General features: G+C 70.8%; 24 protein-coding genes and 1 pseudogene. 8 read left to right on the top strand and 17 right to left on the bottom strand.

Annotated features, from left to right (window positions below; translation table 11 throughout):
- Window positions 1–3: 3 nt before the first annotated feature.
- From ABIC53_RS00420 to ABIC53_RS00400, 5 genes are all read left to right on the top strand, one after another.
- Entirely contained in the window at window positions 4–948 is a 945-nt protein-coding gene (locus ABIC53_RS00420; RefSeq protein ID WP_112617506.1) for a carbohydrate ABC transporter permease, read from the top strand.
- A gap of 1 nt (window position 949) precedes the next feature.
- Window positions 950–1,801, top strand: coding sequence for a carbohydrate ABC transporter permease (locus tag ABIC53_RS00415; RefSeq protein WP_112617507.1), 852 nt, complete (start codon window positions 950–952; stop codon window positions 1,799–1,801).
- Window positions 1,802–1,828: 27 nt separating this feature from the next.
- Window positions 1,829–4,855: an alpha-mannosidase gene (locus ABIC53_RS00410; protein ID WP_354449946.1), complete on the top strand. Its 3,027-nt coding sequence runs from the start codon at window positions 1,829–1,831 to the stop codon at window positions 4,853–4,855.
- Window positions 4,856–5,064: 209 nt separating this feature from the next.
- Entirely contained in the window at window positions 5,065–6,861 is a 1,797-nt protein-coding gene (locus ABIC53_RS00405; protein ID WP_323986495.1) for a ribonucleoside triphosphate reductase, read from the top strand.
- Window positions 6,862–6,871: 10 nt separating this feature from the next.
- Window positions 6,872–7,588: an anaerobic ribonucleoside-triphosphate reductase activating protein gene (locus ABIC53_RS00400; protein ID WP_274179004.1), complete on the top strand. Its 717-nt coding sequence runs from the start codon at window positions 6,872–6,874 to the stop codon at window positions 7,586–7,588.
- A gap of 30 nt (window positions 7,589–7,618) precedes the next feature.
- Here the strand turns inward: ABIC53_RS00400 and ABIC53_RS00395 are convergent, their stop codons facing one another.
- The 3 genes from ABIC53_RS00395 to ABIC53_RS00385 are packed head-to-tail and all read right to left on the bottom strand — an operon-like array spanning window position 7,619 to window position 9,565.
- Window positions 7,619–8,215 (bottom strand): CbiQ family ECF transporter T component, encoded by a 597-nt coding sequence (locus ABIC53_RS00395; RefSeq protein ID WP_274179005.1) that lies wholly within the window; start codon window positions 8,213–8,215, stop codon window positions 7,619–7,621.
- Window positions 8,216–8,240: 25 nt separating this feature from the next.
- Complete coding sequence (locus ABIC53_RS00390) at window positions 8,241–8,927, bottom strand: energy-coupling factor ABC transporter ATP-binding protein (protein WP_274179006.1); 687 nt, start codon at window positions 8,925–8,927, stop codon at window positions 8,241–8,243.
- On the bottom strand, window positions 8,924–9,565 hold the full coding sequence (locus ABIC53_RS00385) for a biotin transporter BioY (RefSeq protein WP_274179007.1): 642 nt from the start codon (window positions 9,563–9,565) through the stop codon (window positions 8,924–8,926). Before ABIC53_RS00385 ends, ABIC53_RS00390 begins: the two co-directional genes overlap by 4 nt.
- Before the next feature lie 51 nt (window positions 9,566–9,616).
- Here ABIC53_RS00385 and ABIC53_RS00380 point away from each other — a divergent pair, with 51 nt between their 5' ends.
- Window positions 9,617–10,264 carry a TetR family transcriptional regulator gene (locus tag ABIC53_RS00380; protein ID WP_354449945.1) on the top strand — a complete coding sequence of 216 codons (648 nt, stop codon included), beginning with the start codon at window positions 9,617–9,619 and terminating at the stop codon, window positions 10,262–10,264.
- On the opposite strand, the gene ABIC53_RS00375 is transcribed toward ABIC53_RS00380, so the two are convergent.
- Both ABIC53_RS00375 and ABIC53_RS00370 read right to left on the bottom strand, forming a co-directional pair.
- A complete protein-coding gene (locus tag ABIC53_RS00375) occupies window positions 10,203–10,610 on the bottom strand; it encodes a DUF2809 domain-containing protein (RefSeq protein WP_274179009.1) in 408 nt (135 codons plus the stop codon). The two genes, ABIC53_RS00380 and ABIC53_RS00375, sit on opposite strands and share 62 nt — an antisense overlap.
- Window positions 10,607–11,497 carry an NUDIX domain-containing protein gene (locus ABIC53_RS00370; RefSeq protein ID WP_354449944.1) on the bottom strand — a complete coding sequence of 297 codons (891 nt, stop codon included), beginning with the start codon at window positions 11,495–11,497 and terminating at the stop codon, window positions 10,607–10,609. Before ABIC53_RS00370 ends, ABIC53_RS00375 begins: the two co-directional genes overlap by 4 nt.
- A gap of 93 nt (window positions 11,498–11,590) precedes the next feature.
- On the opposite strand from ABIC53_RS00370, the gene ABIC53_RS00365 reads away from it, so the two are divergent.
- Complete coding sequence (locus ABIC53_RS00365) at window positions 11,591–12,010, top strand: GNAT family N-acetyltransferase (RefSeq protein ID WP_112617516.1); 420 nt, start codon at window positions 11,591–11,593, stop codon at window positions 12,008–12,010.
- Window positions 12,011–12,138: 128 nt separating this feature from the next.
- Window positions 12,139–13,516: pseudogene (locus tag ABIC53_RS00360) on the top strand (HNH endonuclease signature motif containing protein).
- Window positions 13,517–13,548: 32 nt separating this feature from the next.
- Here the strand turns inward: ABIC53_RS00360 and der are convergent.
- From der to pyrG, 12 genes are all read right to left on the bottom strand, one after another.
- The gene (gene der / locus ABIC53_RS00355) at window positions 13,549–15,075 is read right to left on the bottom strand and encodes a ribosome biogenesis GTPase Der (RefSeq protein WP_112617517.1); all 1,527 of its coding nucleotides are present in this window, start codon (window positions 15,073–15,075) and stop codon (window positions 13,549–13,551) included.
- A complete protein-coding gene (gene cmk, locus ABIC53_RS00350; RefSeq protein ID WP_274179012.1) occupies window positions 15,075–15,773 on the bottom strand; it encodes a (d)CMP kinase in 699 nt (232 codons plus the stop codon). Before cmk ends, der begins: the two co-directional genes overlap by 1 nt.
- Window positions 15,766–16,893: a prephenate dehydrogenase gene (locus ABIC53_RS00345; RefSeq protein ID WP_274179013.1), complete on the bottom strand. Its 1,128-nt coding sequence runs from the start codon at window positions 16,891–16,893 to the stop codon at window positions 15,766–15,768. Before ABIC53_RS00345 ends, cmk begins: the two co-directional genes overlap by 8 nt.
- Window positions 16,890–17,666 carry a pseudouridine synthase gene (locus ABIC53_RS00340; RefSeq protein ID WP_274179014.1) on the bottom strand — a complete coding sequence of 259 codons (777 nt, stop codon included), beginning with the start codon at window positions 17,664–17,666 and terminating at the stop codon, window positions 16,890–16,892. The genes ABIC53_RS00345 and ABIC53_RS00340 overlap by 4 nt, the downstream gene beginning before the upstream one ends.
- Complete coding sequence (gene scpB / locus ABIC53_RS00335) at window positions 17,663–18,256, bottom strand: SMC-Scp complex subunit ScpB (RefSeq protein ID WP_112617521.1); 594 nt, start codon at window positions 18,254–18,256, stop codon at window positions 17,663–17,665. Before scpB ends, ABIC53_RS00340 begins: the two co-directional genes overlap by 4 nt.
- Window positions 18,246–19,094 (bottom strand): segregation and condensation protein A, encoded by an 849-nt coding sequence (locus ABIC53_RS00330; RefSeq protein ID WP_269268015.1) that lies wholly within the window; start codon window positions 19,092–19,094, stop codon window positions 18,246–18,248. Before ABIC53_RS00330 ends, scpB begins: the two co-directional genes overlap by 11 nt.
- Window positions 19,078–19,962, bottom strand: coding sequence for a ParA family protein (locus ABIC53_RS00325; RefSeq protein WP_094262410.1), 885 nt, complete (start codon window positions 19,960–19,962; stop codon window positions 19,078–19,080). The genes ABIC53_RS00330 and ABIC53_RS00325 overlap by 17 nt, the downstream gene beginning before the upstream one ends.
- Window positions 19,963–20,123: 161 nt before the next feature.
- On the bottom strand, window positions 20,124–20,747 hold the full coding sequence (locus ABIC53_RS00320) for a vitamin K epoxide reductase family protein (protein ID WP_274179015.1): 624 nt from the start codon (window positions 20,745–20,747) through the stop codon (window positions 20,124–20,126).
- 92 nt (window positions 20,748–20,839) lie between these two features.
- Window positions 20,840–21,916 carry a DUF2207 domain-containing protein gene (locus ABIC53_RS00315; protein WP_274179016.1) on the bottom strand — a complete coding sequence of 359 codons (1,077 nt, stop codon included), beginning with the start codon at window positions 21,914–21,916 and terminating at the stop codon, window positions 20,840–20,842.
- 51 nt (window positions 21,917–21,967) lie between these two features.
- Window positions 21,968–22,891, bottom strand: coding sequence for a site-specific tyrosine recombinase XerD (xerD, locus tag ABIC53_RS00310; RefSeq protein WP_274179017.1), 924 nt, complete (start codon window positions 22,889–22,891; stop codon window positions 21,968–21,970).
- Between the two features lie 5 nt (window positions 22,892–22,896).
- Entirely contained in the window at window positions 22,897–23,463 is a 567-nt protein-coding gene (locus tag ABIC53_RS00305; RefSeq protein ID WP_112617526.1) for an NUDIX domain-containing protein, read from the bottom strand.
- Complete coding sequence (gene pyrG / locus ABIC53_RS00300) at window positions 23,456–25,150, bottom strand: CTP synthase (RefSeq protein WP_094262415.1); 1,695 nt, start codon at window positions 25,148–25,150, stop codon at window positions 23,456–23,458. The genes ABIC53_RS00305 and pyrG overlap by 8 nt, the downstream gene beginning before the upstream one ends.
- Window positions 25,151–25,166: the final 16 nt, after the last annotated feature.

Raw genomic sequence — 25,166 nt, 5'->3', positions numbered from 1 at the left:
GCGATGACCGCCACCGCCACCGTCACCACCGGCGGTCGGCACCGCCCGGGCCGGGAGATCACCTCCCGGTCCGGCCGGTCGGCCGGCCGTGCCGCCGCACGACTTCTCCCGCTCCTGCCCGCGGTGCTCCTGCTGCTGGCGTTCATGCTCGGACCGATCGTCTACGCGCTCTACGGGTCACTGACCGACCGCGCCATGACCGGGCCCCGCGCCGCGAACCCGCAGTTCATCGGACTCGACAACTACACGGCCCTGTTCGCCTCGGGAGAGTTCTGGCTCTCGCTCGGGCTCACCGTGGTGTTCGTGCTGGCGTCCGCCGTGATCGGCCAGAACGTCCTCGGGATGCTGCTCGCGGTCCTCATCCGGAACTCGGTGAAGCCGCTGCGTTCGCTCGTCGGCGGACTCGTGGTGCTGGCGTGGGTGCTGCCCGAGATCGTCGCCGCCTTCGCCCTCTACGCCTTCTTCCAGACCGACGGCACCCTCAACACCTTCCTCGGCTGGTTCGGGCTGGAGGGCACGAGCTGGCTGTACTACTTCCCGATGCTGGCGGTGATCCTGGCGAACATCTGGCGCGGCACGGCCTTCTCGATGATGGTCTACAACGCGGCGCTGTCCGAGGTGCCGCCCGAGCTGATCGAGGCCGCGACGATCGACGGCGCCGGCGCCTGGCAGCGCTTCATCCGCGTCACCCTCCCCGTCATCCGGCGGTCGATCTCGACCAATCTGCTGCTGACGACGTTGCAGACGCTCGGCGTGTTCACGCTCATCTGGGTGATGACCGGGGGCGGTCCGGGAACACAGTCGTCGACGCTCCCCGTGCTGGCGTTCCAGGAGGCGTTCAAGTTCGCCCAGGTCGGATACGGCACCGCGATCGCCGTCGTGACGCTCCTGATCGGCGCCGTCTTCTCCGCCGTCTACATCCGCATCCTCAAGCCGGAGGTCGACTGACATGGCCACCATCGCCACCTCGGTCTCGGCACCGCGGAAGCGGGCTCAGACCGTGCTGTCGTCGATCATCCTCGCGGCGATCGGCGTGCTCTTCCTCGTGCCGCTGCTGTGGATCGTCTTCGCTTCCTTCGACGGCGACGCGAAGGTCACGATGAAGGTCCCCGAGACCTGGACCCTCGAGAACTACACGCAGGTGATGACGTGGGAGCTCACGTTCCAGCCTCTCCTGAACTCGATCCTCGTCTCGCTGGGCACCGCCGTCATCACCGTCGTCGTCGGTGTGCTCGCGGCCTACCCGCTGTCGCGCTACGCGATGCGGTTCCAGAAGACGTTCATGTACGCGATCCTCTTCGGCACCGGGCTGCCGATCACCGCGATGATGGTGCCGGTCTACGCGCTGTTCGTCTCGTTCGGGCTGCTCGACTCGGTGTGGGGCGTCATCGTCTTCATGGCCGCGACATCTCTGCCGATGGCGATCTGGATGCTGAAGAACTTCATGGACTCGGTGCCGATCTCTCTCGAAGAGGCCGCCTGGGTCGACGGGGCCGGGTCGATGCAGGCTCTCGCGCGCATCGTCATCCCGCTCATGCGCTCAGGCATCGGCGTCGTGTTCATCTTCGTCTTCACGACCGCCTGGGGGAACTTCTTCGTCCCCTTCGTGCTGCTCTTCACGTCGTCGAAGTTCCCGGCGGCGGTGTCGATCTTCAACTTCTTCGGTCAGTACGGCTCGATCGCCTACGGACAGCTCGCCGCCTACTCGGTGCTCTACGCCGCACCGATGGTGGTGCTGTACGTCCTCGTTCAGCGATTCTCGGGCGGCTCGTTCGCCCTCGCCGGCTCCGTCAAGGGCTGACCCGCTTCCTCCTCGAAAGGCTCCTCCATGCACGACCGCTCCACTCTCGCGCTGCTGCGCATCGACCGATTCGTCCGGGAACGTCTGGCCCCGGCGATCCACCGCGACTCCCGCCCGCTCGCGGTCAGCTGCTGGGAGGCGCCGGCCGAGCCGGTCGCCTTCGACGAGGCCCGCGACGGCGCCTACCGTCCGATCACGGTCGGTGAACCGTGGGGACGCCCGTGGGGGACGACCTGGTTCCGCGTCACGGGCGAGGCGCCGGACGAGTGGTTCGACGGGGGCGAGCCGATCGCCGGGACGCGACCCGAGCTCGTCGTCGACCTCGGATTCACGACCGGACAGGCGGGCTTCCAATGCGAGGCGATGGTGTGGTCGGTCGACGGCCGGCCGCTGCGCGGCATCGCGCCGTTCAACAACGCGGTGACCGAGGCGGTGTCGCCGGGCGGTGAGATCGACGTCTTCGTGGAGGGCGCCTCCAACCCCGACGTCGGGAGCATCTTCACCTTCGCGCCCACACCGGTCGGCGACCGGGCGACCGCCGGGGACGATCCCGTCTACGTGCTGCGGACGGTCGATGTGCGACTGCGCGACCTCGAGGTCACCGCTCTCCTGGACGACACCTCGGCGCTTCGGGGACTTGCGGCGCAGCTCGACCCGGCGTCGGCCCGCCGTGCCGACCTCCTTCTCGCCTTGGAGCGGATGATCGACGTCGTCGACCCGCACGACGTCGCCGGTACCGCCGCCGCGGGCCGCGCCGTCCTCGCTCCCGTGCTGGCCGCGCCGGCCTCGGCGAGCGCACACACCCTGCATGCCGTCGGGCACGCCCATATCGACTCGGCGTGGCTGTGGCCGGTGCGCGAGACGGTGCGGAAGGTCGCTCGCACGTTCTCGAACGTCCTCTCGCTCATGGACGAAGACCCCGACTTCGTCTTCGCCGCGTCGTCGGCGCAGCAGTACGCATGGGTGAAGGAGTACTACCCCGACCTGTTCGAGCGCATCCGCGCGCGTGTGGCGGAGGGCCGGTTCGTGCCGGTCGGCAGCATGTGGGTCGAATCCGACACGAACCTGCCCGGCGCGGAGGCCCTGGCGCGGCAGTTCATCGCGGGCAAAGGCTTCTTCGAGCGCGAGTTCGGCATCGACACCCCCGAGGTGTGGCTTCCCGATTCGTTCGGTTACAGCGGGGCTCTTCCGCAGATCGCGAAGGCCGCGGGCGCCCGCTGGTTCCTCACGCAGAAGATCTCGTGGAACGAGACGAACCGGATGCCGCACCACACCTTCCGGTGGGAAGGCATCGACGGCACCCGCCTGTTCACCCACTTCCCGCCGGTCGACTCGTACAACTCGATCGTGTCGGCAGCCGAGCTCGCGCACGCCGAACGCAACTACGCCGACAAGGGGCGCGGCACGGTGTCGCTGCTCCCCTATGGATTCGGTGACGGCGGGGGCGGCCCCACGCGCGAGATGACGGCGGCGATCGCGCGGACGACCTCGCTGGAGGGCTCACCCCGTGTCGTTCACTCGACACCGCAGCGGTTCTTCGAGACCGCCGAAGCGGAGTACCCCGAGCCCGAGGTCTGGGTCGGCGAGCTCTATCTCGAGTTCCACCGCGGCACCTACACGAGCCAGCTCGCCACGAAGCAGGGCAACCGCCGCAGCGAGCACCTGCTGCGCGAGGCCGAGCTGTGGGCGACGACCGCGGCTGTGCGCACCGGCGCGCCGTATCCCGCCGAGAGGCTCGCGCGGGCGTGGGAGACGGTGCTGCTGCAGCAGTTCCACGACATCCTGCCGGGATCGTCGATCGCCTGGGTCTATCAGGACGCCGAGCGCAACTACGCCGCGGTCGCCCGCGAGCTCGAGGAGATCATCGGCGACGCGTTGACCGCTCTCGCGGGACCGCCCGAGTCGGGCGAGGCCACATCCGAGCTCAGGGTCAACGCCGCGCCGCACGCGCGCGGCGGGGTTCCGGCGCTCGGAGCCGTACCCGTTGCCCCGGCATCCCGCGTGCGCCCCGAACGCTCGCCCGAGGGCTGGGTGCTCGACAACGGCATCGTGCGCGTGGTGATCGACGATCGCGGCCTGATCGTCTCGGCGGTCGATGTGGCGAGTGGTCGCGAGAGTGTGCCGCCGGGCGCGGCATCCGCTCTTCTGCAACTGCACCGCGACACCCCGACGCAGTGGGATGCCTGGGATGTCGACGTGCACTATCGGAACACCGTCACCGACCTCACCGACATCGACGGCCTCGAGCTCGACGGCGACGAGGTCGTCGTCACCCGGTCGTTCGGCTCGTCGCGCGTGGTCGAGCGCATCGGACTCGATGCCGGGTCGCGCACCCTGTCGCTCGGGTTCGAACTCGACTGGCACGAGACGCAGAAACTGCTCAAGCTCGCGTTCCCCGTCGACGTGCACACCGACAGCGCGACCTCGGAGGTGCAGTTCGGCCACATCGAGCGGAAGACCCACACCAACACGTCATGGGATGCTGCTCGCTTCGAGACCGTTGCGCAGCGGTGGGTGCGCGTGGGCGAACCCGGCTTCGGCGTCGCGGTCGTGAACGACTCGACGTACGGTCACGACATCACGCGAGCCGAGCGCTCGGTCGGCGGCGGCACGGTCTCGGTCGTCCGACTGTCGCTCATCCGGTCGGCGCTGTTCCCCGATCCCACGCAGGATCAGGGCGCGTATGCACTGCGCGTCGGCCTGGTCGTCGGCGCGGACGTCGAGGATGCCGTCGTCGAGGGCTATCGGCTGAATCTGCCCGAACGGGTGGTGAGGGGGACCGCATCCGCGATCGAGCCGATCGTGACGGTGGCTGATCCGGGGGTCGTCGTCGAGGCGGTCAAGCTCGCCGAGGACGGCTCGGGCGACGTGGTCGTGCGGCTGTACGAGGCGCTCGGCCGCCGCGTCGACACCGTCGTGCACCCCGGCTTCGACGCCCGCGCGGTGACCCAGACCGATCTGCTCGAGCGCGAGGTCGCGGCATCCGCTCTGTCCGGCGATACCGCGCTGTCCCTCCGCCCGTTCGAGATCGTGACCCTTCGCTTCGCCCGCTGAGCCCTGCCTCCGCGGGTCGCGGAACTCGGAGGATGCCGCGTACTTCGGACCTATTCGCGCGATACGTCCGAAGTCCGCGACATTCTCCGCTGTTCGTGTGCGAGCCGTGCGCGGATTTGTTCCGGCGCGCCACGCGGGGCCGACACAGCATGTAGTGGCTGAATCGAGATCCGACCCCCACATCTGGGGCATCTCGCGAAGGGACCTCCATGACCACGCGCACCATCCCCGTCCGAAGCACCGTGGAGGAGTACCTCGAGAGACGCGACTGGCGCGTCAACGCGAACGCGAATCAGGGCTACAGCCTCGGCGGGCTCATCCTCAACGCGTCTGGCAAGCTGATCGCCAACTACTGGCTCGACGAGGTCTACGCGCCCGAGGCCGGGGCCGCGCACCGCGACGGCGACATCCACATCCACGATCTCGACGTGTTCGCCGGCTACTGCGCCGGGTGGTCGCTGCGCCAGCTCCTCGAGCAGGGGTTCAACGGGGTTCCGGGCGCGATCTCGTCGGCCCCGCCGAAGCACTTCTCGAGCGCCCTCGGCCAGATCGTCAACTTCCTCGGCACCCTTCAGAACGAGTGGGCCGGAGCGCAGGCGTTCAGCTCGTTCGACACCTATCTCGCACCCTTCGTGCGGCTCGACGGGCTCGACGAGCGAGCCGTGCGCCAGGGCATCCAGGAGCTCGTCTTCAACCTCAACGTCCCCTCGCGATGGGGCACCCAGACCCCGTTCACCAACCTGACCTTCGACTGGACCTGCCCCGACGACCTCGCCGACCAGCGCCCGCTCGTCGGCGGGCGCCTCGCCGACTTCACGTACGGCGATCTCGCGCCCGAGATGGCGATGATCAACCGCGCGTTCCTGTCGGTGATGACCGAGGGCGACGCCGACGGCCGGGCGTTCACCTTCCCCATCCCGACCTACAACATCACGAAGGACTTCGACTGGGACTCCCCCGAGGCCGACGCGCTGTTCCGGATGACGGCGAAGTACGGCCTGCCCTACTTCCAGAACTTCGTGAACTCCGACCTCGACCCCGGAATGATCCGCTCGATGTGCTGCCGCCTGCAGCTCGACCTCACGGAGCTCCTCAAGCGCGGCAACGGGCTGTTCGGCTCGGCCGAGCAGACCGGGTCGGTCGGGGTCGTCACGATCAACTGCGCGCGGCTCGGATTCGTGCACGCCGGCGACCGCGCGGGCCTGTACGCGCAGCTCGACCGGCTGCTGGAGATCGCGCGCGACAGCCTCGAGGCCAAGCGCACCGTCATCGGACGCAACCTCGACGCGGGCCTGTTCCCCTACAGCCGGCGCTACCTCGGCACCCTGGACAACCACTTCTCGACGATCGGCGTGAACGGGCTGAACGAGGCGGTGCGCAACTTCTCGGGCGACACGGATGACATCACGACCGAGGAGGGGATGCGGTTCGCCGCAGACCTGCTCGATCACGTGCGCGTACGCATGGTGGAGTTCCAGGAGCAGACCGGGCACCTCTACAACCTCGAGGCCACCCCGGCCGAGTCGGCGACCTACCGCTTCGCCCGCGCCGATATCGCGCGCTTCGCGGGCATCCGTCACGCCGGCACGACCGCCAACCCGTACTACACGAACTCGTCGCAGCTGCCGGTCGCGTTCACCGACGACCCATTCCTCGCGATGGAGCTCCAGGAGGGACTGCAGCAGAGGTACACCGGCGGCACCGTCCTGCACCTCTACATGGGCGAGGCCGCACCGACGGCGGCGGCGTGCAAGACCCTCGTCCGCCGTTCGCTCGAGCGGTTCCGCATCCCGTACATCACGATCACCCCCACGTTCTCGATCTGCCCCCAGCACGGGTACCTCTCGGGCGACCACGCGACGTGCCCTCAGTGCCTCGCCGAGTGCGAGGTCTGGACGCGGGTGATGGGCTACTTCCGCCCGGTCTCGTCGTTCAACATCGGCAAGAGAGGCGAGGCCGCCGAGCGTGTGGCGTTCTCGTACGAACGCGCCGCGGCGGTCGTGTGACGTGTCCGCTGTGGCGGGTCGCAGCGCTTCCGGGCTGCGCATCGCGGGACTCTCGCGGTTCTCGACGGTCGATTGGCCGGGGCACCTCGTGGCGACGGTGTTCCTGCAGGGGTGCCCGTGGGACTGCACCTACTGCCACAACCCCGATCTGATCGATCCGCGGACAAGCGGGGTGATGCCGTGGGCGGACGTCGCCGCCTTCCTCGGCGAGCGCCGCGGCCTGCTCGACGGGGTGGTCTTCTCGGGCGGTGAGCCGACGATGCAACGCGCCCTCCCCGACGCGATCGCACGGACCCGCGAACTCGGGTTCGACGTCGGACTGCATACGGGCGGCGCCTACCCGGACCTGCTCGAAGCCGTGCTGCCGGCCCTGTCGTGGATCGGCCTCGATATGAAAGCGGGGGCCGACGACTACGCCGGCGTGACGGGCCGGGGTCCGAGCGGACGCGCCGCACTGCGCTCGCTCGACCTCGTGGTCGCCGCTCAGCGCGAGCGCGCCGCCTCGCCGCATCCGCTCGATGTCGAGGTCCGCACGACCGTGCATCCCGACCTCATCGACGACGCCCGGCTCGGCGATCTCGGCGAGCTGCTGGCCGACCGCGGGGTGCGGCGGTGGGCGATCCAGCGATTCCGTGCGGCGGGCAGCCGGTGCGGCACGCCGGTCGCCGCCCCGCTGCGGCTCGACCGCGTGCCGCGAGAACGGTTCGAGCGCGTCGACGTGAGATGAGGCGCCGCGGTTGCGCGAACTCGGCACGAGTCAGCGCACGCCCCGCGCGGTGAGAGCGTCGCCGAGGTCGTCGGCGTGTTTCAGTGCCAGGACGATGAACGCCAGCGCGGAGGAACGGATGCCGCCTCCCGCGCCCCGCGCGCGGTGCGCGTCTCGCACCTCGCCTGCCAGGCGCGCGAGCGTCGGCACGGAGCCGAGCGCGACGACGAGGAGGAGGGAGATGCGCTCGGGGTCGGCGCCGATCGCCCGGGCGGGACGGAGGGCACGCTCGAAGAGGTCGAGCAGCGCGGCAACCGGCGTCGTCAGCGCCAGCAGGGCGGCGAGCAGGATCGCGGCCAGGATGCGCACGGTTCCGACCACGGCGGACTCGAGCCCCAGGAAGATGAGCTGGCCGGCGAGCGCGATGATCACGAGCCACCGCAGCGCCCGGATCTGTCGGACCAGCTCGCGCCAGCCCGTTCCGGGGACGGCGTAGCAGGCGAGGCACAGGGCGGCCGCACCGGCCGCAGTCGCCGGTGCAGCCGGGAGCAGCGACACCGTCATCACCAGGCCGAGGAGGAGCAGGGTCTTCGGCCCCGCCGGGAGCCGGTGCCACCCCCGCGCATCCGGACGATAGAGGGTCAGCATCGTGCCGCACCCGCCTCGGTAGACGTCATCGCCAGGTCCTCGCGTATGAATCGACGACCTCGGCCGCGTTTCCCACGTCGACGATGCGTCCCGCGGTGACGTGCACGCCGACCTCGCACCGCCGCGCGAGATCGAGGTCGTGGGTCACGAGCAGCAGTCGGTGGCCGGTGTCGCCGAGAAGATGACCGGCGATGCGGGCGGCGTTCCGCCCGTCGAGGAACGCGGTCGGCTCGTCCGCGACGACGAGCTCGGGGTCGCGGACGAAGGCTCCGCACAGGGCGAGCAACTGCTTCTGCCCGCCCGACAGCTCGTGCGCGGGGTGGTCACGGAGATCGGTCAGGTCGAACCGATCGAGCGCCCGGTCGACCCGTGCAACGCGGTCGGCGCGCGAGCCGCGATCGCCGCGAAGCGAGAAGGCGACGTCCTCGGCGACCGTGGGCATGACGATCTGCGCGTCCGGGTTGCTGAAGACGATCGCGACGCGGCGCCGCAGCTCGGCCGCATCCCGGACCGGGTCGCAGCCGAGCACCCGGACGGCTCCCGAGGTCGGCCGCACGAGTCCGCCGATGAGTCGGGCGAGCGTCGACTTGCCCGAACCGTTGTCGCCGACCACCGCGATCGTGCGCGCGTCGAGGCCGAGGGTGAGGGGTTCCAGCACCTGCACGTCCCCGAGGCGGACGGCCGCGGCCTCGAGACGGATGCCGACCGTCATGCCGGGGCGGCGGTCCGGGTCGGCGCATCATCGCCGGCCCGGGTGCTCGCACGCGGCGCCCACGTGCGCCGGAAGGCGCGAGGGTAGCCGCGCACGAGTGCTCCGACCACGAGCGTCGCGACGACGACCTTGACGATGTCGCCCGGGACGAAAGCGAGGTTCGCCAGCGCCGCCTGCTCGAGCGGCAGGCGCAGGACGAGGCTCTGGACCGGGATGCCGCACGCATACACGACGAGCACCCCGCCGATGAGGAGCCCGGCCGCGGTGCGCCACCACACGGGTCGCCGCCCGCCGGCGTGGACGATCAGCCCCACCACCACGGCGCCGACGAGCCAGCCGACGAGGTAGCCCGCCGTCGGGCCGGCGAAGACCGCGAGCCCGCCGCGGCCGCCCGCGAGGAGCGGAAGCCCCACGGCGACGAGAGCGAGGAAGGTGCCCACCGAGGCCGCGCCGACGACGGGCCCGAGAACGGCGCCGGCGAGCATCACGCCGAGGGTCTGCGCTGTGATCGGCACACCCCCGAACAGCGGGAACGAGCCGGGCAGCCCGAGCACGGCGATGAGGGCCGCGAACACCGCGGCGCGGGCGAGGTCGGTCGCATCGAGCGCGGCGCGCGACGCGGGGATCGACGGGGTCATGGCTCCTCCTGAACACCGTTCACGTGAACGGCGTTCAGGTAGAGTAGCGCCATGATCGCCGACGATTCAAACCGCGGAGGTCGCGCGCCCCGACGCTCGAGGGACGACGTGGTCGACGCCGCCCTCGAGCTGCTCGACCGGGTCGGCCTGCCCGATCTGTCGATGCGGCGCCTCGCCGAGCATCTCGGCGTGCAGCCGAGTGCCTTGTACTGGCACGTCGAGAACAAGCAGCAGCTGCTCGCGGCCGTGAGCGCGCGCATCCTCCGTCCGGTCAGCGCCGATGACGAGGCCGGCACGAGCCTCGACGCCGCCGCCCGAGACGTCGCCGTTCGCCTGCACGACAGCCTGCTCGCCTACCGCGACGGGGCCGAGGTCGTCTCCAGCTCGCTCGCGCTCGGGCTCGTCGAGCCACCCGCGCACGCGCGGCTCCGGGCGGTCGCACTCGAGCGCGGCGAGTCGGCTTCTCTCGCCGAGACGATCGCCGACACCGTCACCCATTTCGTCGTCGGTTTCACCTTCCACCAGCAGCAGCGCCGCAGCGCCGACGCGTGGGGCGCGGCCTCGGGTGACGTCGCTGCATCGCCCGCGCGCATCGCCGCCGGCGACGATGACGGCTTCACCGCGGCGCTCGACCTGATCATCGCGGGGGCGACGACGGTGCTCGCCGGCGGCGCCACACAGCATCCAGCGCCCCGGTGATGACGATCGTCACGACGTAGACGAGCAGGTCGCGCGCGTCGAACACCGTCCCGAGCACCAGGACCGCCGGCGGGAAGACGGTGGCCGCCCGCGCGGGCAGATCGCTCAGCTGCAACAGCTCGACGGCGATGCACCAGATGCCGGCGACCGCCGCGACGACGACGGTTGCGGCACGGGGTGCGACGGCGACGACGAGAGCGTAGATCAACACGGCGTAGAGCGCGTCACCGGCGATGTCGGTCGCGGCGGTGTCGGGCAGGATGCCGTGGACCACGAGCCCTGCCGCGACGACAGCGACGGCCAGCGCGGCCGCGCCCCAGCGCCGGGCTGCGCGGCCGGTGGTCACAGCCGGTCGCGGAGCCACGACGTCGAGACCGCCCGGGCCCCCACCGCCTCGACGCGAGCGCGCAGCTCGCGATCCGACGTCACGACGCTGACCCGCTCACCCGCGGCCACGGCGGCGGTGGTCGCGTCGACGATCGCATCGTCACCGGCGGCCGGTGCGCGAGCGAGCTCGACCCCCGCGGGGGCGGTGACGTCGCGCGCCTGCCCCTCGACGACGGCGACCACGCGCGGGAACCAGATGTCTTCGGGGAGCTCCAGGTCCGCGGCATCCATCCCCCGCTCGGCCAACGCCGCCACCTGGGCGAGCAGCCGCTCGGCGGCACCGGCCCGATCGCGCCACCAGCCGTCGGGGACCGAACCGACCACGTTCGCGACGTCGACGATGACGGTCGGGCGTAGCGAGAGCAGGCCGCGCAGCCGGGGCCAGGATGCCGCGAACCCGGGATGCAGCGGGAAGGACTCGACCTCATCGATGGGAACCCACGCGAGCTCGCGACTCTCGGGATCGCTGATGACCGGGTGGAAGGGCGTCGTGACGTCGGCCACGAGGGTGCCGTAGGTCCACACCCCGACATCCAGCACGGACAGGAACCGCGGCGCAACGGCGTCCGCGGGAACGCCGGCTTCCTCCGCCGACTCGCGCAATGCTCCGTCGCGCGCGGACTCCCCCGCGTGACGCGCGCCGCCGGGAAGACCCCAGGTGTCGCCGAAGTGGCTCCACGACACCCGATGCTGCAGCAGCACGCCCCGCTCCGGATCGATGGCCAGCAGGCCCGCGGCACCGAAGCGCCCCCAGTACCGCTCGCCCGACGGCGCCACGACCCACGCGTCGCCGGGATCGCGCGGGCCGTGCGGCGGGCGCGGGGCGGCGGCGGGATCGTCGGTCATCCTCACAGCCTGACACAGCCGCGGTCCGCGGGCCCGTGATTGGCATCGTGTTACCAGCCGGGTCTCCCCGGTGCTGCGGCGCACAATGGGGACGTGGAGTACGAGATCGATGACTCACCCGCCCGCATCCAGCGCGACGTCGTATGGCGCTGGCTCTCGTCCGAGGCCTACTGGGGCCGCTGGCGCGAGCGCTCCGTGCTCGAGGCGCAGCTCGACGCGGCCTGGCGGGTCGTCGGGGCCTATCGCGCCGACACCGGAGAACAGATCGGCTTCGCCCGCGCGGCATCCGATGGCGCGAGCTTCGCCTATCTCGCCGATGTCTTCGTCGTCGCCGAGCACCAGGGCGCGGGCGTCGCGCACCGTATCCTCCGGCGCATGATCGACGAGGGCCCCGGGCACGACTTCCGCTGGACGCTGTTCACGCGCGACGCGCACAGCCTCTACGCCGAATTCGGCTTCGAGACCCCCGACGAGACCGCGATGGTGCGTCGCGCGTCACCCGCCAAGCGCTAGGCAGCAGAAACCGGTGGACGCGCTCCGGCAGCGATCAGCACGGCGCTGCCTGTGGATAGTCGAGGCGCGATGTCGGAGGTCCGTGACAAGATTCGAACATGCATTCGCATGATGGGCTCGGCGGCGGGATGGGTAGCGACGGTGATGTCGATGCCCTCGCTCAGCTGGTCGCGGATGCGGAGGGGGCGGCGGACGTCGTTCGGGCTGGTCAGGTGCGTGAGGTTCGGGTGCTCGCCGCGGCCGGGGTGCTCGCGGAGAAACAGGCGGCCGGGGCATCGGAGAAGGTCAAGGCGCGCGAGATGGCGCTGCGGGGCATCGCGGCTGAACTCGCCGGGGTGTTCGTCGCGACCGACCGGACGCTGCAGCGGCGGATCGACGAAGCGCGGGACCTGGTTGAGAACTACCCGGTGACGATGGCCGCGTGGGAGGACGGGCGCATCGTCCGCGGGCATGTGCGGGTGATCCAGGAGGTCGGATGCCTCGTGCCCGTGGCGGATCGGGCGGAGTTCGAACGCGTCGCGGTTGAGCGGTGCGAGGGCGAGACGCCCAACCGGGTGCGCGAGGCGCTGCGGATGATCGCCGAGCGGATGCACCCGCGGACGTTCACCGAACGGCACGAGGAGGCCGCGGCGGGACGGTGCGTGCGGGTGCAGGCCGGGGCCGATGGGATGTCGGACCTGATCGCGACGCTGCCGACGGTGATCGCGGATGGGATTGTTGACCGGCTGACGCGGCAGGCCCGGGAGATCATCAACGCGCGGGCGCAGGTTGATGCGCCTGGCACGCCTGACACTCGAGCCGACGCGAACGGCGGCTCACCCGATGCCGACACGACGATTCGCGACGGGTCGTCGTTCATCGACGATGCGCGATCGATCGACCAGGTCCGCGCCGACGTGTTCTCCGACCTCCTCCTCGCGGGGGCGCCGGCCCTCGACCCGACTGGCACCGGTGACGGGAAGGGAACGCTCGGGGCGATCCGGGCACACGTGCAGGTCGCCGTGTCCGCACTCACGCTGATGGGTCAGGACGACGGGCCCGCTGACCTGGCCGGGCGCTCGCCCATCGACGCCGCCACTGCACGCGAACTCGCGGGCAACGCAACCTCGTGGGATCGGTTGCTGACCCACCCGGTCACGGGAACCGTGCTCGAATGCGACACCTACCGGCCCACGGCGGCGATGGTGCGGCTGCTGCGGGCACGGGACCGGCACTGCCGGTTCCCCGGATGCCCGGCAGCCCGCCATCCGGTGCGAACTCGACCACACGATCGCCGCATCCGACGGCGGGGCGACACATGTCTGCAACCTCGCCAACCTCTGCAAACGCCATCACGACGTCAAACACCACACCCGATGGCGAGTACGACAACTCGCGGGCGGAAGGCTGATCTGGCCCTCACCCACCGGGCGGATCTACCGCGAAGACGCACCACCACCGCTCGTCGCCTCCACGGTCGCCACCACGACCACGGATCCACCCGGCCCGGGGGCTCCACCGTTCTGAGCACGAGCGGCCGCGGGGTGCTGCGCCGGACGTCAGCGCTGGCGCTTCTCCCGCACCCGCATGTTCGTCACGATCGGCGTGCCCTCGAAGCCGAAGATCTCGCGCAGCCGTCGCTGGATGAACCGGCGGTAGCCCGGGTCGAGGAACCCGGTCGTGAACAGCACGAATGTCGGCGGACGCGTCGACGCCTGGGTCCCGAACAGGATGCGGGGCTGCTTGCCGCCGCGCAGCGGGTGCGGGTGCTCCGCGACGAGCTCGGCGAGGAACGCGTTGAACTTGCCCGTCGGGATGCGCTGGTCCCACGACTGCAGCGCGGTCTCGAGAGCGGGAACCAGCTTGTCGAGGTGACGACCGGTACGGGCCGAGAGGTTGACGCGCGGCGCCCACGTGACGTGCGCGAGGTCCTGCTCGATCTCGCGCTCGAGGTAGCGGCGACGGTCGGCGTTGTCCATGTCGGCGTCGTTGAGGCGGTCCCACTTGTTGAACGCGAGCACGAGCGCTCGACCGGACTCGAGCACGAGGTCGATGATGTTGAGGTCCTGCACGCTGATCGACTCGGTCACGTCGAGCACGACGACGGCGACCTCGGCCTTCTCGAGGGCCGCTGACGTGCGCAGCGACGCGTAGAAGTCCGCACCCTGCTGCAGGTGCACCCGTCGACGGATGCCGGCCGTGTCGACGAGTCGCCACAGCTTGCCGCCGAGTTCGACGACCTCGTCGACGGGGTCGCGGGTCGTGCCCGCGAGGTCGTTCACGACGACGCGCTCCTCGCCCGCGGCCTTGTTGAGCAGCGACGACTTGCCGACGTTCGGGCGCCCCAGGATCGCGACGCGACGGGGTCCGCCCAGCTCGTTCTTCGCGACGGCCGAGACCTCGGGGAGCACCTTCATGATCTCGTCGAGAAGATCCGCGACTCCACGCCCGTGGATGGCCGAAACGGGGTGCGGCTCGCCCAAGCCGAGGTTCCACAGCGCCGCAGCCTCGGGCTCCTGGCGCGCGTCATCGATCTTGTTCGCGATGAGGAAGACCGGCTTGTCGCTCTTGCGCAGCAGACGGACGACGGCCTCGTCGGTGGCGGTGGCCCCGACCATCGCGTCGACGACGAACAGCACGACATCCGCGAGGTCGATCGCGACCTCGGCCTGCGCGGCCACCGAACGGTCGATGCCGCGGGCGTCGGGCTCCCACCCGCCGGTGTCGACGAGGGTGAAACGGCGGTCCATCCACTCGGCCTTGTAGCTGACGCGGTCACGCGTGACACCCGGGGTGTCCTCGACGACGGCTTCGCGCCGACCCAGGATGCGGTTGACCAGCGCCGACTTCCCGACGTTCGGACGCCCGACGATGGCGACCACCGGCAGCGCCGGGAGCACCTCGACGACCTCGCCACCCGCGGTCAGGCCCGCGAGCAGGTCGGCATCCTCATCATCGAGCTCGTAGTCGGCGAGGGTCGCCCGCAGCGCGGCGGCCCGCTGGTCGGCGAGCTCCTCGTCGAGGTTCGCGAGCTTCTCCTCGAGCTGGTCGGGACCGCCCTGGTACTCGTCTTCGGTCGTAGCCATCAGTTCTCTCCTGTCGCGGTGCGAACGACGTCGATGACGGCGTCCACGGTCCGATCGAAGTCCAATTCGGTCGAGTCGACCACCACGACGCCGGGCGCCGCGGTGAGGAAGTCGACGACCTTCGAGTCCGACGCGTCACGCCGGTGGAGCGCCTCGGCGACAGCCGCGGCATCCTCCCCCGTGAGCTCGGCGCTGCGGCGCGCGGCGCGCACCTCGGGGCTGGCGGTCAGCAGGATGCGCACGGGCGCATCGGGGAAGACCACGGTGGTGATGTCCCGCCCCTCGACGATGACACCGGCCGATCCGGATGCCGCGACGAGCGCCCGGAACAGGACGTTCACGCGCTCGCGCACTTCGGGCACGCGTGCGACGCCGCTGACGGCCGCCGAGACGCGGGGCTCGCGGATCTCATCGGTGACGAAGACGTCGCCGACGCGGACCCAGTGGTCATCGGGGTCGAGCGAGATCGCGTAGTCGAAACCGTCGAGGGCGCGCACCACGGCGTCCGCGTCGGCGGTGTCGTCATCGCGCTCGAGCACGCGCCACGCCAGCGCACGGTAGGCGGCGCCGGTGTCGAGGAAGCCGTAGCCGAGCACGCGGGCGGCCTGCTTCGACACGCTCGACTTGCCGCTGCCGGCGGGACCGTCGATCGCGACGGTCACCGGGAACGATTCAGGCACCGGAGACGATTCAGGCATGGGGAACACTCGCGATCTTCCAGCCGCGCTTCTCGAGCCCGGCGACGGCTTCATGGACGGCGCTGGGGACGACGCTCAGCTCGGCCAGCCCGAACTGCGCGCCTGGGGAGTGCTCGAGGCGGAGGTCCTCGATGTTCACCCCGAGCTCGCCGAGGTCGCCGAACAGGCGCCCGAGCTGACCCGCGGTGTCGTCGACGCGCACGACGATCTGCTCGAACCGGCGGTTCTGGCCGTGCTTACCGGGCAGGCGCTCGACGCCCTCATTGCCACGACGGATGGTGTCGGCGAGCGCGCGGCGGGCACCGGGAGCCGCCGGGTCGCGCAGCGCGTCGGCCACCGCCCGCAGGTCGCCCGCCAGCTCATCGAGCACGGCGACGACGGGAGCCGCATTCGCGCCGAGGATCTGCACCCACAGTTCGGGAGCGGATGCCGCGATGCGCGTCGTGTCGCGCACGCCCTGACCGGTCAGGCGCAGGGATCCCTCGGGAGCGGCGACGAAGCGTCCGGCGAGGAGGCTCGCCACCAGCTGCGGGACGTGCGAGGTGAGGGCAACCGCTTCGTCGTGCTCCTGCGGTGTCATCTCGAGCGGCATCGCGCCGAGGTCGAGCGCGAGCCCTTCGACGACCGCGAGATCGGAGGCGCGCGTCTCATCGTCACGGCACACGACCCACGGGCGACCGACGAAGATGTCCGCGCGCGCCGAGATCGCACCGCCCCGCTCGCGGCCGGCGAGCGGGTGCGAGCCGATGTAGTGGGTGAGGTCGACCCCGCGCTTGCGCAGCTCGAGGTAGGGCTCGAGCTTGACGCTCGCGACGTCCGTCACGACGACGCCGGGGTGGGCGCGCAGCTCGCGCTCGATCACATCCGCCGTGACGTCGGGCGGCACCGCGACCACGATGAGGACGGGGCGGTCGTCCGGGGCCGCGAGCCGGCCCGCGCCGTAGTCGACGGCGAGCCGCAGCTGAGCGGGCGAAGCGTCGTCGAGGACGACGTCGACGCCGAGCAGACGCAGGGCGTGACCGATGCTCGAGCCGAGCAGGCCCGCGCCGACGATGCGCACGGTGCCGGCCGTGCGCGCGGCACGGCCGGGGCGCACGGGATCGAGCGAGGAATCGGTCACGGGTTCTCCGGAGAAGTCGGGTGCTCGGGGGCACCGTCGGCGCTGCGCGAGAGCGTCAGCAGCGCACCGCGTTCCACTGTAGTCAACTCCCGGGCGCGTCCCGCCGGGAGGGTTCCCAGGTGAAGCGGCCCGAACTGTCGCCGCACGAGCTCGAGAACCGGATGCCCGACCTCGGCCATCATGCGCCGCACGATGCGATTGCGGCCCGAGTGGAGCGTCAGCTCGACGAGGCTCGTCTCACCCGACGTGTCGAGCAGCCGCGCCTTGTCGGCCGCGATCGGGCCGTCGTCGAGCTCGACGCCTTTCGTCAGCCGTGCGATCGTCTGCGGGGTCACGCGCCCGCGCACCTTCGCGATGTACACCTTCGTCACCCCGAACGAGGGGTGGGCCAGGACGTGGGCGAGCTCGCCGTCGTTCGTGAGCACGAGCAGACCGCTGGTCTCGGCATCCAGGCGGCCGACGTTGTACAGGCGCTCGTCCCAGTCCTTCGTGAACCGGCGCAGGTCGGCGCGGCCCTTCTCGTCCTTCATCGAGCTGACGACACCCGTCGGCTTGTTGAGCATGACGTAGCGCTTCGTCGTGTCGAGCTGCACGGCCGTGCCGTCGACGTCGACCCTGTCGGCAGCCGGGTCGATGCGGCTGCCGAGCTCGGTCACGACGACGCCGTTGACCCGGACGCGTCCCTCGACGATCAGCTGCTCGCACACGCGGCGCGACGCCACCCCGGCATTGGCCAGGACCTTCTGCAGGCGTACCCCTTCGGCATCCGTCATCGCGTCGCCTCTCCTTCGAAACCGTCGGCGCCGTCGTCGAGCAACGGCGAAATGGGCGGCAGCTCGTCGAGCGAGTTGATGCCGAGGTTGACCAGCAGCGCGTCGGTCGTGCCGTACAGGATGGCACCGGTCTCGGGGTCGTGACCGACTTCCGTCACCAACCCGCGCGAGAGCAGGGTGCGCACGACCGAATCGACGTTGACGGCGCGGATCGACGCCACCTGACTGCGCGACACCGGCTGCTTGTACGCGATGACCGCGAGGGTCTCGAGGGCTGCCTGCGAGAGCCGCGACGGCGCCTGCGTGTTGACGAACTCGCTCACGAGGGCGTCGTGCTCCGCTCGCACGTACATCCGCCACCCGCCGCCCACTTCGCGCAGCTCGAAGCCGCGACGCGGCCCGCCCGTCTCGCCGTCGTAATCGGCGACGAGCCCGGCGACCGCCTGCCGCACGGCTGCGACGGGCGCCCCGACGGCGGCGGCAAGGGAGACGAGGCTCTGCGGCTCGTCGACGATCAGCAGAACCGCCTCGAGCCGCCGCGCGACGTCCGCGATCGGGTTGGCCACGGTCGGTGTCGGGTCATCGGTCATAGTCGGCTCCCAGGGTGGCGAGGTTCTCCTCGGACCAGCGCTCCGCGGTCCAGCGCAGCGTCAGCTCGCCGAGCGGCTCGAGCTGCTCGAACGACAGCGCCGCGTGACGGTAGAGCTCGAGCACGGCGAGGAAACGGGCCACGACGACGCCGGGCTGCGCGACCCCGGCGACGAGTTCACGGAAGTTCAGGGTACCCGCGCCGCGCAGCAGCGTCACGACGATGGCCGCCTGCTCGCGGATCGACACGAGCGGAGCGTGCAGGTGGTCGAGCCCCACGACGGGGATCTCCTTCGGAGCGAACGCGAGCATCGCCAGTGCCGCGAAGTCGTCGGGGGTCAGCGTCCACACGAGCTCCGGCGCGGCCGCGCGGTACTTCTCGTCGAGGCGAACCGACCGGGTGTGACGACGGTCCTCGGCGACGACCCGCTCGGCGAACCAGCCGGCGACCTGCTTGAACGCGCGGTACTGCAGCAGACGGGCGAACAGCAGGTCGCGCGCTTCGAGCAGCGCCACCGACTCGGCGTCGATGAGCTCGCCCTGCGGCAGGAGCCCGGCGACCTTCATGTCCAGCAGCGTCGCGGCGACGACGAGGAACTCCGAGGCGGCGTCGAGCTCTGCGGGCTCGAGCCCGCGCAGGTAGCCGATGAACTCATCGGTGACCTTGCTGAGCGACACCTCGGTGATGTCGAGCTCGTGCTTGCCGATGAGGTTCAGCAGCAGGTCGAAGGGGCCGTCGAAGTTCGTCAGCGAGACCCGGAAGCCCGGACCGTTCGGATCGCCCGCGTCGGGTTCGGCCGGCCCGGCCGCATCGACGATCCCGTCAGGCGACGGCGCCACGGGCGACGAGCTCCCGCGCGAGACGCAGGTAGGCCTGCGCGGCCTGATGCTCCGGCGCGAAGGTGATGATCGGGACCCCCGCGACCGACGCATCGGGGAACTTCACGGTGCGCCCGATGACCGTCTCGAGTACGTCGTCGCCGAAGGCCTCCACGACGCGTTCGAGCACCTCGCGCGAGTGGAGGGTGCGCGGGTCGTACATCGTGGCGAGGACGCCGTCGAGCTCGATGGACGGGTTCAGCCGGTCGCGCACCTTGTCGATCGTCTCGATCAGCAGCGCGACGCCGCGCAGCGCGAAGAACTCGCACTCGAGCGGGATGAGCACGCCGTGGCTCGCCGTCAGCGCGTTGACCGTGAGCAGCCCGAGCGAGGGCTGGCAGTCGACGAGGATGACGTCGTACTCGGACGAGACCCCGCGCAGCACGCGCGCCAGGATCGTCTCGCGGGCGACCTCGTTGACGAGGTGCACCTCGGCCGCCGAGAGGTCGATGTTCGCGGGGATGACGTCGAGCCCGGGCACAGACGTCTCGACGATGACCTCGTGAGGGTCGCGCTTGGTGTCGAGCAGCAGGTCGTAGATCGTCGGCACGTCGTGCGTCGCGATTCCGAGGCCCGCCGACAGCGCCCCCTGCGGGTCGAAGTCGACGGCGAGCACCTTGCGACCGTACTCGGCGAGCGCGGCGGCGAGGTTGATCGTCGTCGTGGTCTTGCCGACGCCGCCCTTCTGGTTGCAGAGGGCGATGATGCGGGCCGGGCCGTGACCATCGAGCTTCGGCGGGGTCGGGAAACCTCGGTATGGCCGACCGGTGGGTCCGATCGGGGTGTCCTCCGTGGGGGCCTTCCCGGCCTTCCGCGACTTGTCCGTCACCGAGACTCCTGCTTTCCGTAGCGTGCGATCGATTCTCGCACAGGCACCCGGCGTGAGCCGATACGTTCGTCGGACGCGCGGGGCAGAAGTGGCCTGGGCCGACGCCCGAGGCGACACCAGCACCGCCGATCCGACGAACGTATCGCCGCAACGCCTCCGGGTCATAGGCTCCCGAGCACGTCGAGCCGCAGCTGGGCGGCGACGGCGATCAGCAGGTAGTCGACGACCACGACGAGGGGCGTCCACGCCAGCAGCAGCGCGCCGACGCGCTGCGGCGCGCGGCCCCAGACACCCTCGCGCAGCGTCCAGCCGAGAGTCGTCCAGAACAGCGGGATCGTCACGAGCCACACGACCATGCACCACGGGCAGAGCGAGCCGTACTCGAACACGCTGCGGTAGGCGAAGACATGGACGAGCGCGAACGCCGCCGCGACGAACCCCGCGTACACCCGCCAGTACCAGGGACGCAGCCCGCCCGGCGCCGCGAGCCCGGAGGCTCCCGCGTAGATGGCGCCCGGGAAGAGCACGATCCCGATGATCGAGTTGCTGAACCCGAGCAGGTTCCCGCCGGGGCTCAGCAGGTTGGGGCCGCACGTGACGATCGGGCTGATGTCGCACGAGATGAGGGCTTCGGCACCGGTGAGCTGGCCGACGTACTCGTGGTAGAGCAGGAACGACACGATCCAGCCCGCGACGCCCGCCACGATCCAGACGACGGCGAGCGCGGGGCCGGGACGGATGCCGCGCCTGTTCTCCGAAACGGCGGCGGATGCTGCGGTGGGCATGCTGTCATCCTGCGGCGCCGGTACCGCGCCCGCGGCCGCCCCGTGCCGGGAAAAACCGGGTTCGACCGGATGCCGCGAGCCCCGCCCGAGCTTCAGCGCCAGGTGGCGGTGAGGAGACCTGCGACGACCCCGAAGACGAGGGGCAGCAGGCAGCCGATGGCGACGGGGCGACCGACCGCGGGCCGGGTGAACAGGAGCGCTCGCGTCTCGGCCCGTTCCGCGTCGGTGCTGCGCAGCGCGCCGCCCGGCGACGGCTCCGGGTGAGCGGTCGCGGCATCCTCCATACGCGCGGCGATCGCGAGCAGGTCCTCGGTCCAGCGCCAGAACGGGGCGGTCCAGCGCGCCAGCGCGCCACGGGAGAGGAAGTACACGTGTCGGCCGACGGTCTCGACGTCGACGTCGGGCGCGACCGCCGCCAGGCCGGAGCGCACGGACGGCGTGAGCATCCGGCGAACACGGTCGCCGTCGGCGGGCGCGCACCAGACGCCGAAGTGCTCGTCGAACCCGCCACCGATCTCGATCCGCTCCTGCCCGAGGGGCGGACGCCAGGAGGGCGCGCCCGGCGCGTGCACCGCGACCAGGCTCGCCCGCGGCAGCTCGGCGGCGAGGCCTACGCGGAGATACGTCAGCGAGTGCGGCATCCGATAGCGGCCGATCCAGGTGTCGAACGAATAGTCCGCCGACCGGAACGGGCGCGGCTCGCTCCCCGTCACGACAGCGGTCGCCATCCGGCGCTTGCCGAGGCCGAAGACGGTCGCACTCTCCTGCGGGTCGTCCTCGCGGTGGCGCAGACCGAGCCGGTTCGCGGTCGCGAACCCTTCCAGACGGTACAACGCGGCGTCGGCCTCCTGCCGGGCGCGACGCATCCCGCCGAAGCGACTCACCGCGAGTGGCAGCACCATCACCGCCGCGATCACGATGTTCGACCACGACAGGCCCGAGCCGCCTGCCATCGATTGGATGAAGAGGACGAAGAGCAACGCGAGCACGCCCACCCCGAGCACCAGCACCGCCGAGACGAACACCGCTCGCACGGCGACCAGCCATGAGGCGCGCCGGCCCGCTTCGCCACGGAGCCCCTCTTCGCCAGGCTCGGGGAGCGGGGTCGTGAGCGCCTCGGTGCCGAACGGGGTGGCGCCGGCGTCGTCCCGGGGTGCGCCGCTGCTCATGCCCCTATCCTGCCGTGCCGGGGCTGCGACGCCGTCCGCTTGTACCCCGTCTCAGCGCGCGCGAGGATGCGACGTGGCGTAGATCTCCCGCAACGCGTCGACCGTGACGTGCGTGTAGATCTGGGTGGTGGCGACCGACGCGTGCCCGAGCAGCTCCTGCACGACGCGGACGTCGGCCCCGCCCTGCAGCAGGTGCGTCGCGAACGAATGCCGCAGGGTGTGCGGCGACACATGCGCCGTCAGTTCCGCGCGCTCGGCCGCCTGCTGGATGATCAGCCACGCGCTCTGCCGCGACAGCGGAGCACCGCGGACGCCGAGGAAGAGCCGGGGCGTCGCGCGTCCGCGCCGGGAGAGCTCCGGCCGGCCCCGCGCCAGATAGGCCTCGACGGCAGCGCGCGCGTACGAGCCGACCGGGACGATCCGCTCCTTCGCGCCCTTACCGCGAACGCGCAGCACGTCGCCGAGGGCGAGGTCGTCGACATCCAGCTGCACGATCTCGGACACGCGCGCGCCCGTCGCATAGAGCAGCTCGAGCAGCGCTCGATCCCGCAGCGCGGCGATGTCGGTCGCGGCGACATCGCCCGGAGCGGGACCCGCCGCGTCGAGCAGACTCTCGACCTGGTCGATCGTCAGAGCTTTCGGCAGGCGCCGCGGCGTCTTGGGCGGGCGCAGCCGCTGCGTGGGATCGGCATCGACGATGCCTTCACGGGCGAGGAAGCGGTGCCACCCGCGCAGCGACGACTGCAGCCGCGCCAGCGACGTGGCCGCCGGCGGCGGGTCGGCGGATGCCGCCTCCTCGGCGAACCGGGTCACGACCTCAGCCGTGATCTCGGACGTGTCACCGATCCCCTGCTCGGCGAGCCACGCGGTGTACGCGTCGAGATCGCGCCGGTAGGCCGCGACCGTGTGCGCCGACAGCCCCCGCTCGACCGAGATGTGGCGCAGGTACGCCGCGACGGCGCGGTCGAGCCGCACGTCCGTCAGCCCCGGCGCAGCCGTTCGGCTGCCGCCAGCACGCCCGTCGCCAGGATGCCGTTGCGGAACCGTCCCGCGAGCACGCCGTCGACGACCTCCGTGAGCGGTACGCGCTCGACGCGCATGTCGGCTTCCTCGTCCTCGCGCTCGTACGCGCTCGGCGCCGGACTGAGGCCGCGCGCGAGGAAGACGTGGATGACCTCGTCGTTGCCCCCGGGCGTCGTGAAGATGCTGACGAGCGGCTCGAGCGACGCCGCCACCAGGTCGACCTCTTCGGCGAGTTCCCGCCGCGCGGTCTCGATCGGGGGCTCGCCGGCGACGTCGAGCAGCCCCGCGGGGATCTCCCAGTCGCGATGACGGATCGGATGCCGGTACTGCTGGATCAGCACGACGCGCTCTTCGTCGTCGATCGCGACGACCGCGGCCGCCCCGGGGTGGTCCACGAACTGGCGCGTGATCTCCCCGTCACCGAAACGCACCGTCTCGCTCCGCACGTCCCAGACGTGCCCCGAGTACACCAGCTCGCTCGAGATGACCTCGGGCTCGACGGGCTCGTCGCGCAGCTCAGGCATCCTCGACCTCGAACAGCTCGCTCGCGCGGTGCCGGTCGAGGGCGGCGGCGACCAGCCCACGGAACAGCGGGTTCGCCTCGGTCGGACGCGACCGGAGCTCGGGGTGGGCCTGCGTCGCGATGTAGTACGGGTGCACGTCGCGCGGCAGCTCGACGTACTCGACGAGGTTGCGGTCGGGTGACAGGCCCGAGAAGACCAGGCCGGCCTCGGCGATCTGGTCGCGGTACCGGTTGTTCACCTCGTAGCGGTGGCGGTGGCGCTCGGAGGCCTTCGTCGCCCCGTACACCTCGGCCGCGAGCGAGCCCTCGGCGAGGTCGGCCTCGTACAGGCCCAGGCGCATCGTGCCGCCGAGGTCGCCGCCGGCGATGATGTCGACCTGCTCGGCCATCGTCGCGATGACGGGGAACTCGGTCTCCGGGTCGAACTCGCTCGACGACGCACCGGCGAGGCCCGCCATGTTGCGGGCGTACTCGATCACCATGCACTGCAGCCCCAGGCAGATGCCGAGGGTCGGGATGCCCTGCTCGCGCGCGAACTTCAGCGCGCCGAGCTTGCCCTCGATGCCGCGGATGCCGAAGCCGCCGGGCACGACGATGCCGTCGACGCTCGCGAGCGCCTTCTCGGCGCCCTCGGGGGTCTCGCACAGATCGGAGGGGATCCAGGTGACGTTGACCTTGGTCTCCTGCGCGAAGCCGCCGGCCTTCAGCGCCTCGGTGACCGAGAGGTACGCGTCGGGAAGATCGATGTACTTGCCGACGAGACCGATCGTGACCTCGTGCTTGGGGTTGTGGACGGCGTCGAGCACCTTGCTCCACCGCGTCCAGTCGACGTCGTCGGCCTTCTCGGCCAGCCCGAGCCGGCGCGTGATGTACGCGTCGAGACCCTGATCGTTCAGGGTCGAGGGGATGTCGTAGATGCTCGGCAGGTCGACGGTGTTCACGACGCCCTCGACGTCGACATCGCACATGAGCGCGATCTTGTTGCGGTTGCTCTCGCTGACGGGGCGGTCGCTGCGCAGCACGAGGGCGTCGGGCTGGATGCCGACCTGGCGGAGGGCCGCGACGGAGTGCTGCGTCGGCTTCGTCTTCTGCTCGCCCGAGGCGCCCATGAACGGCACGAGCGAGACGTGCACGAAGAACACGTTGTCGCGGCCGAGCTCGTGGCGCAGCTGACGGGCCGCTTCGAGGAACGGCTGCGACTCGATGTCGCCGACGGTGCCGCCGACCTCGGTGATGATGACGTCGGGGCGGGGCTCCTCGGTCGCCTGCAGCCGCATCCGGCGCTTGATCTCGTCGGTGATGTGCGGGATGACCTGGACGGTGTCGCCGAGGTACTCGCCGCGGCGCTCCTTGGCGATGACCTGCGAGTAGATCTGGCCCGTCGTGACGTTCGCCGCCTGGCTCAGCTCGATGTCGAGGAACCGCTCGTAGTGTCCGATGTCGAGATCGGTCTCGGCGCCGTCATCGGTCACGAAGACCTCACCGTGCTGGAACGGGTTCATCGTGCCCGGGTCGACGTTCAGATACGGGTCGAGCTTCTGCATCACGACGCGAAGACCGCGTGCGGTGAGGAGGTTGCCGAGACTCGCGGCGGTCAGTCCCTTACCGAGAGAAGAGACCACACCACCGGTCACGAAGATCTGCTTGGTGGTGTTCTGGGAAGAGGCCGCGCGATGAGTGTCCGTCACGGGCTTCTATTCTATC

The sequence above is a fragment of the Microbacterium sp. 1262 genome (assembly GCF_040544895.1).
In the GTDB taxonomy this organism is placed as follows: Bacteria; Actinomycetota; Actinomycetes; order Actinomycetales; family Microbacteriaceae; genus Microbacterium; species Microbacterium plantarum.
Note: the sequence above shows the minus strand (reverse complement) of the source record. Positions and strands in the feature narration are given on the sequence as shown.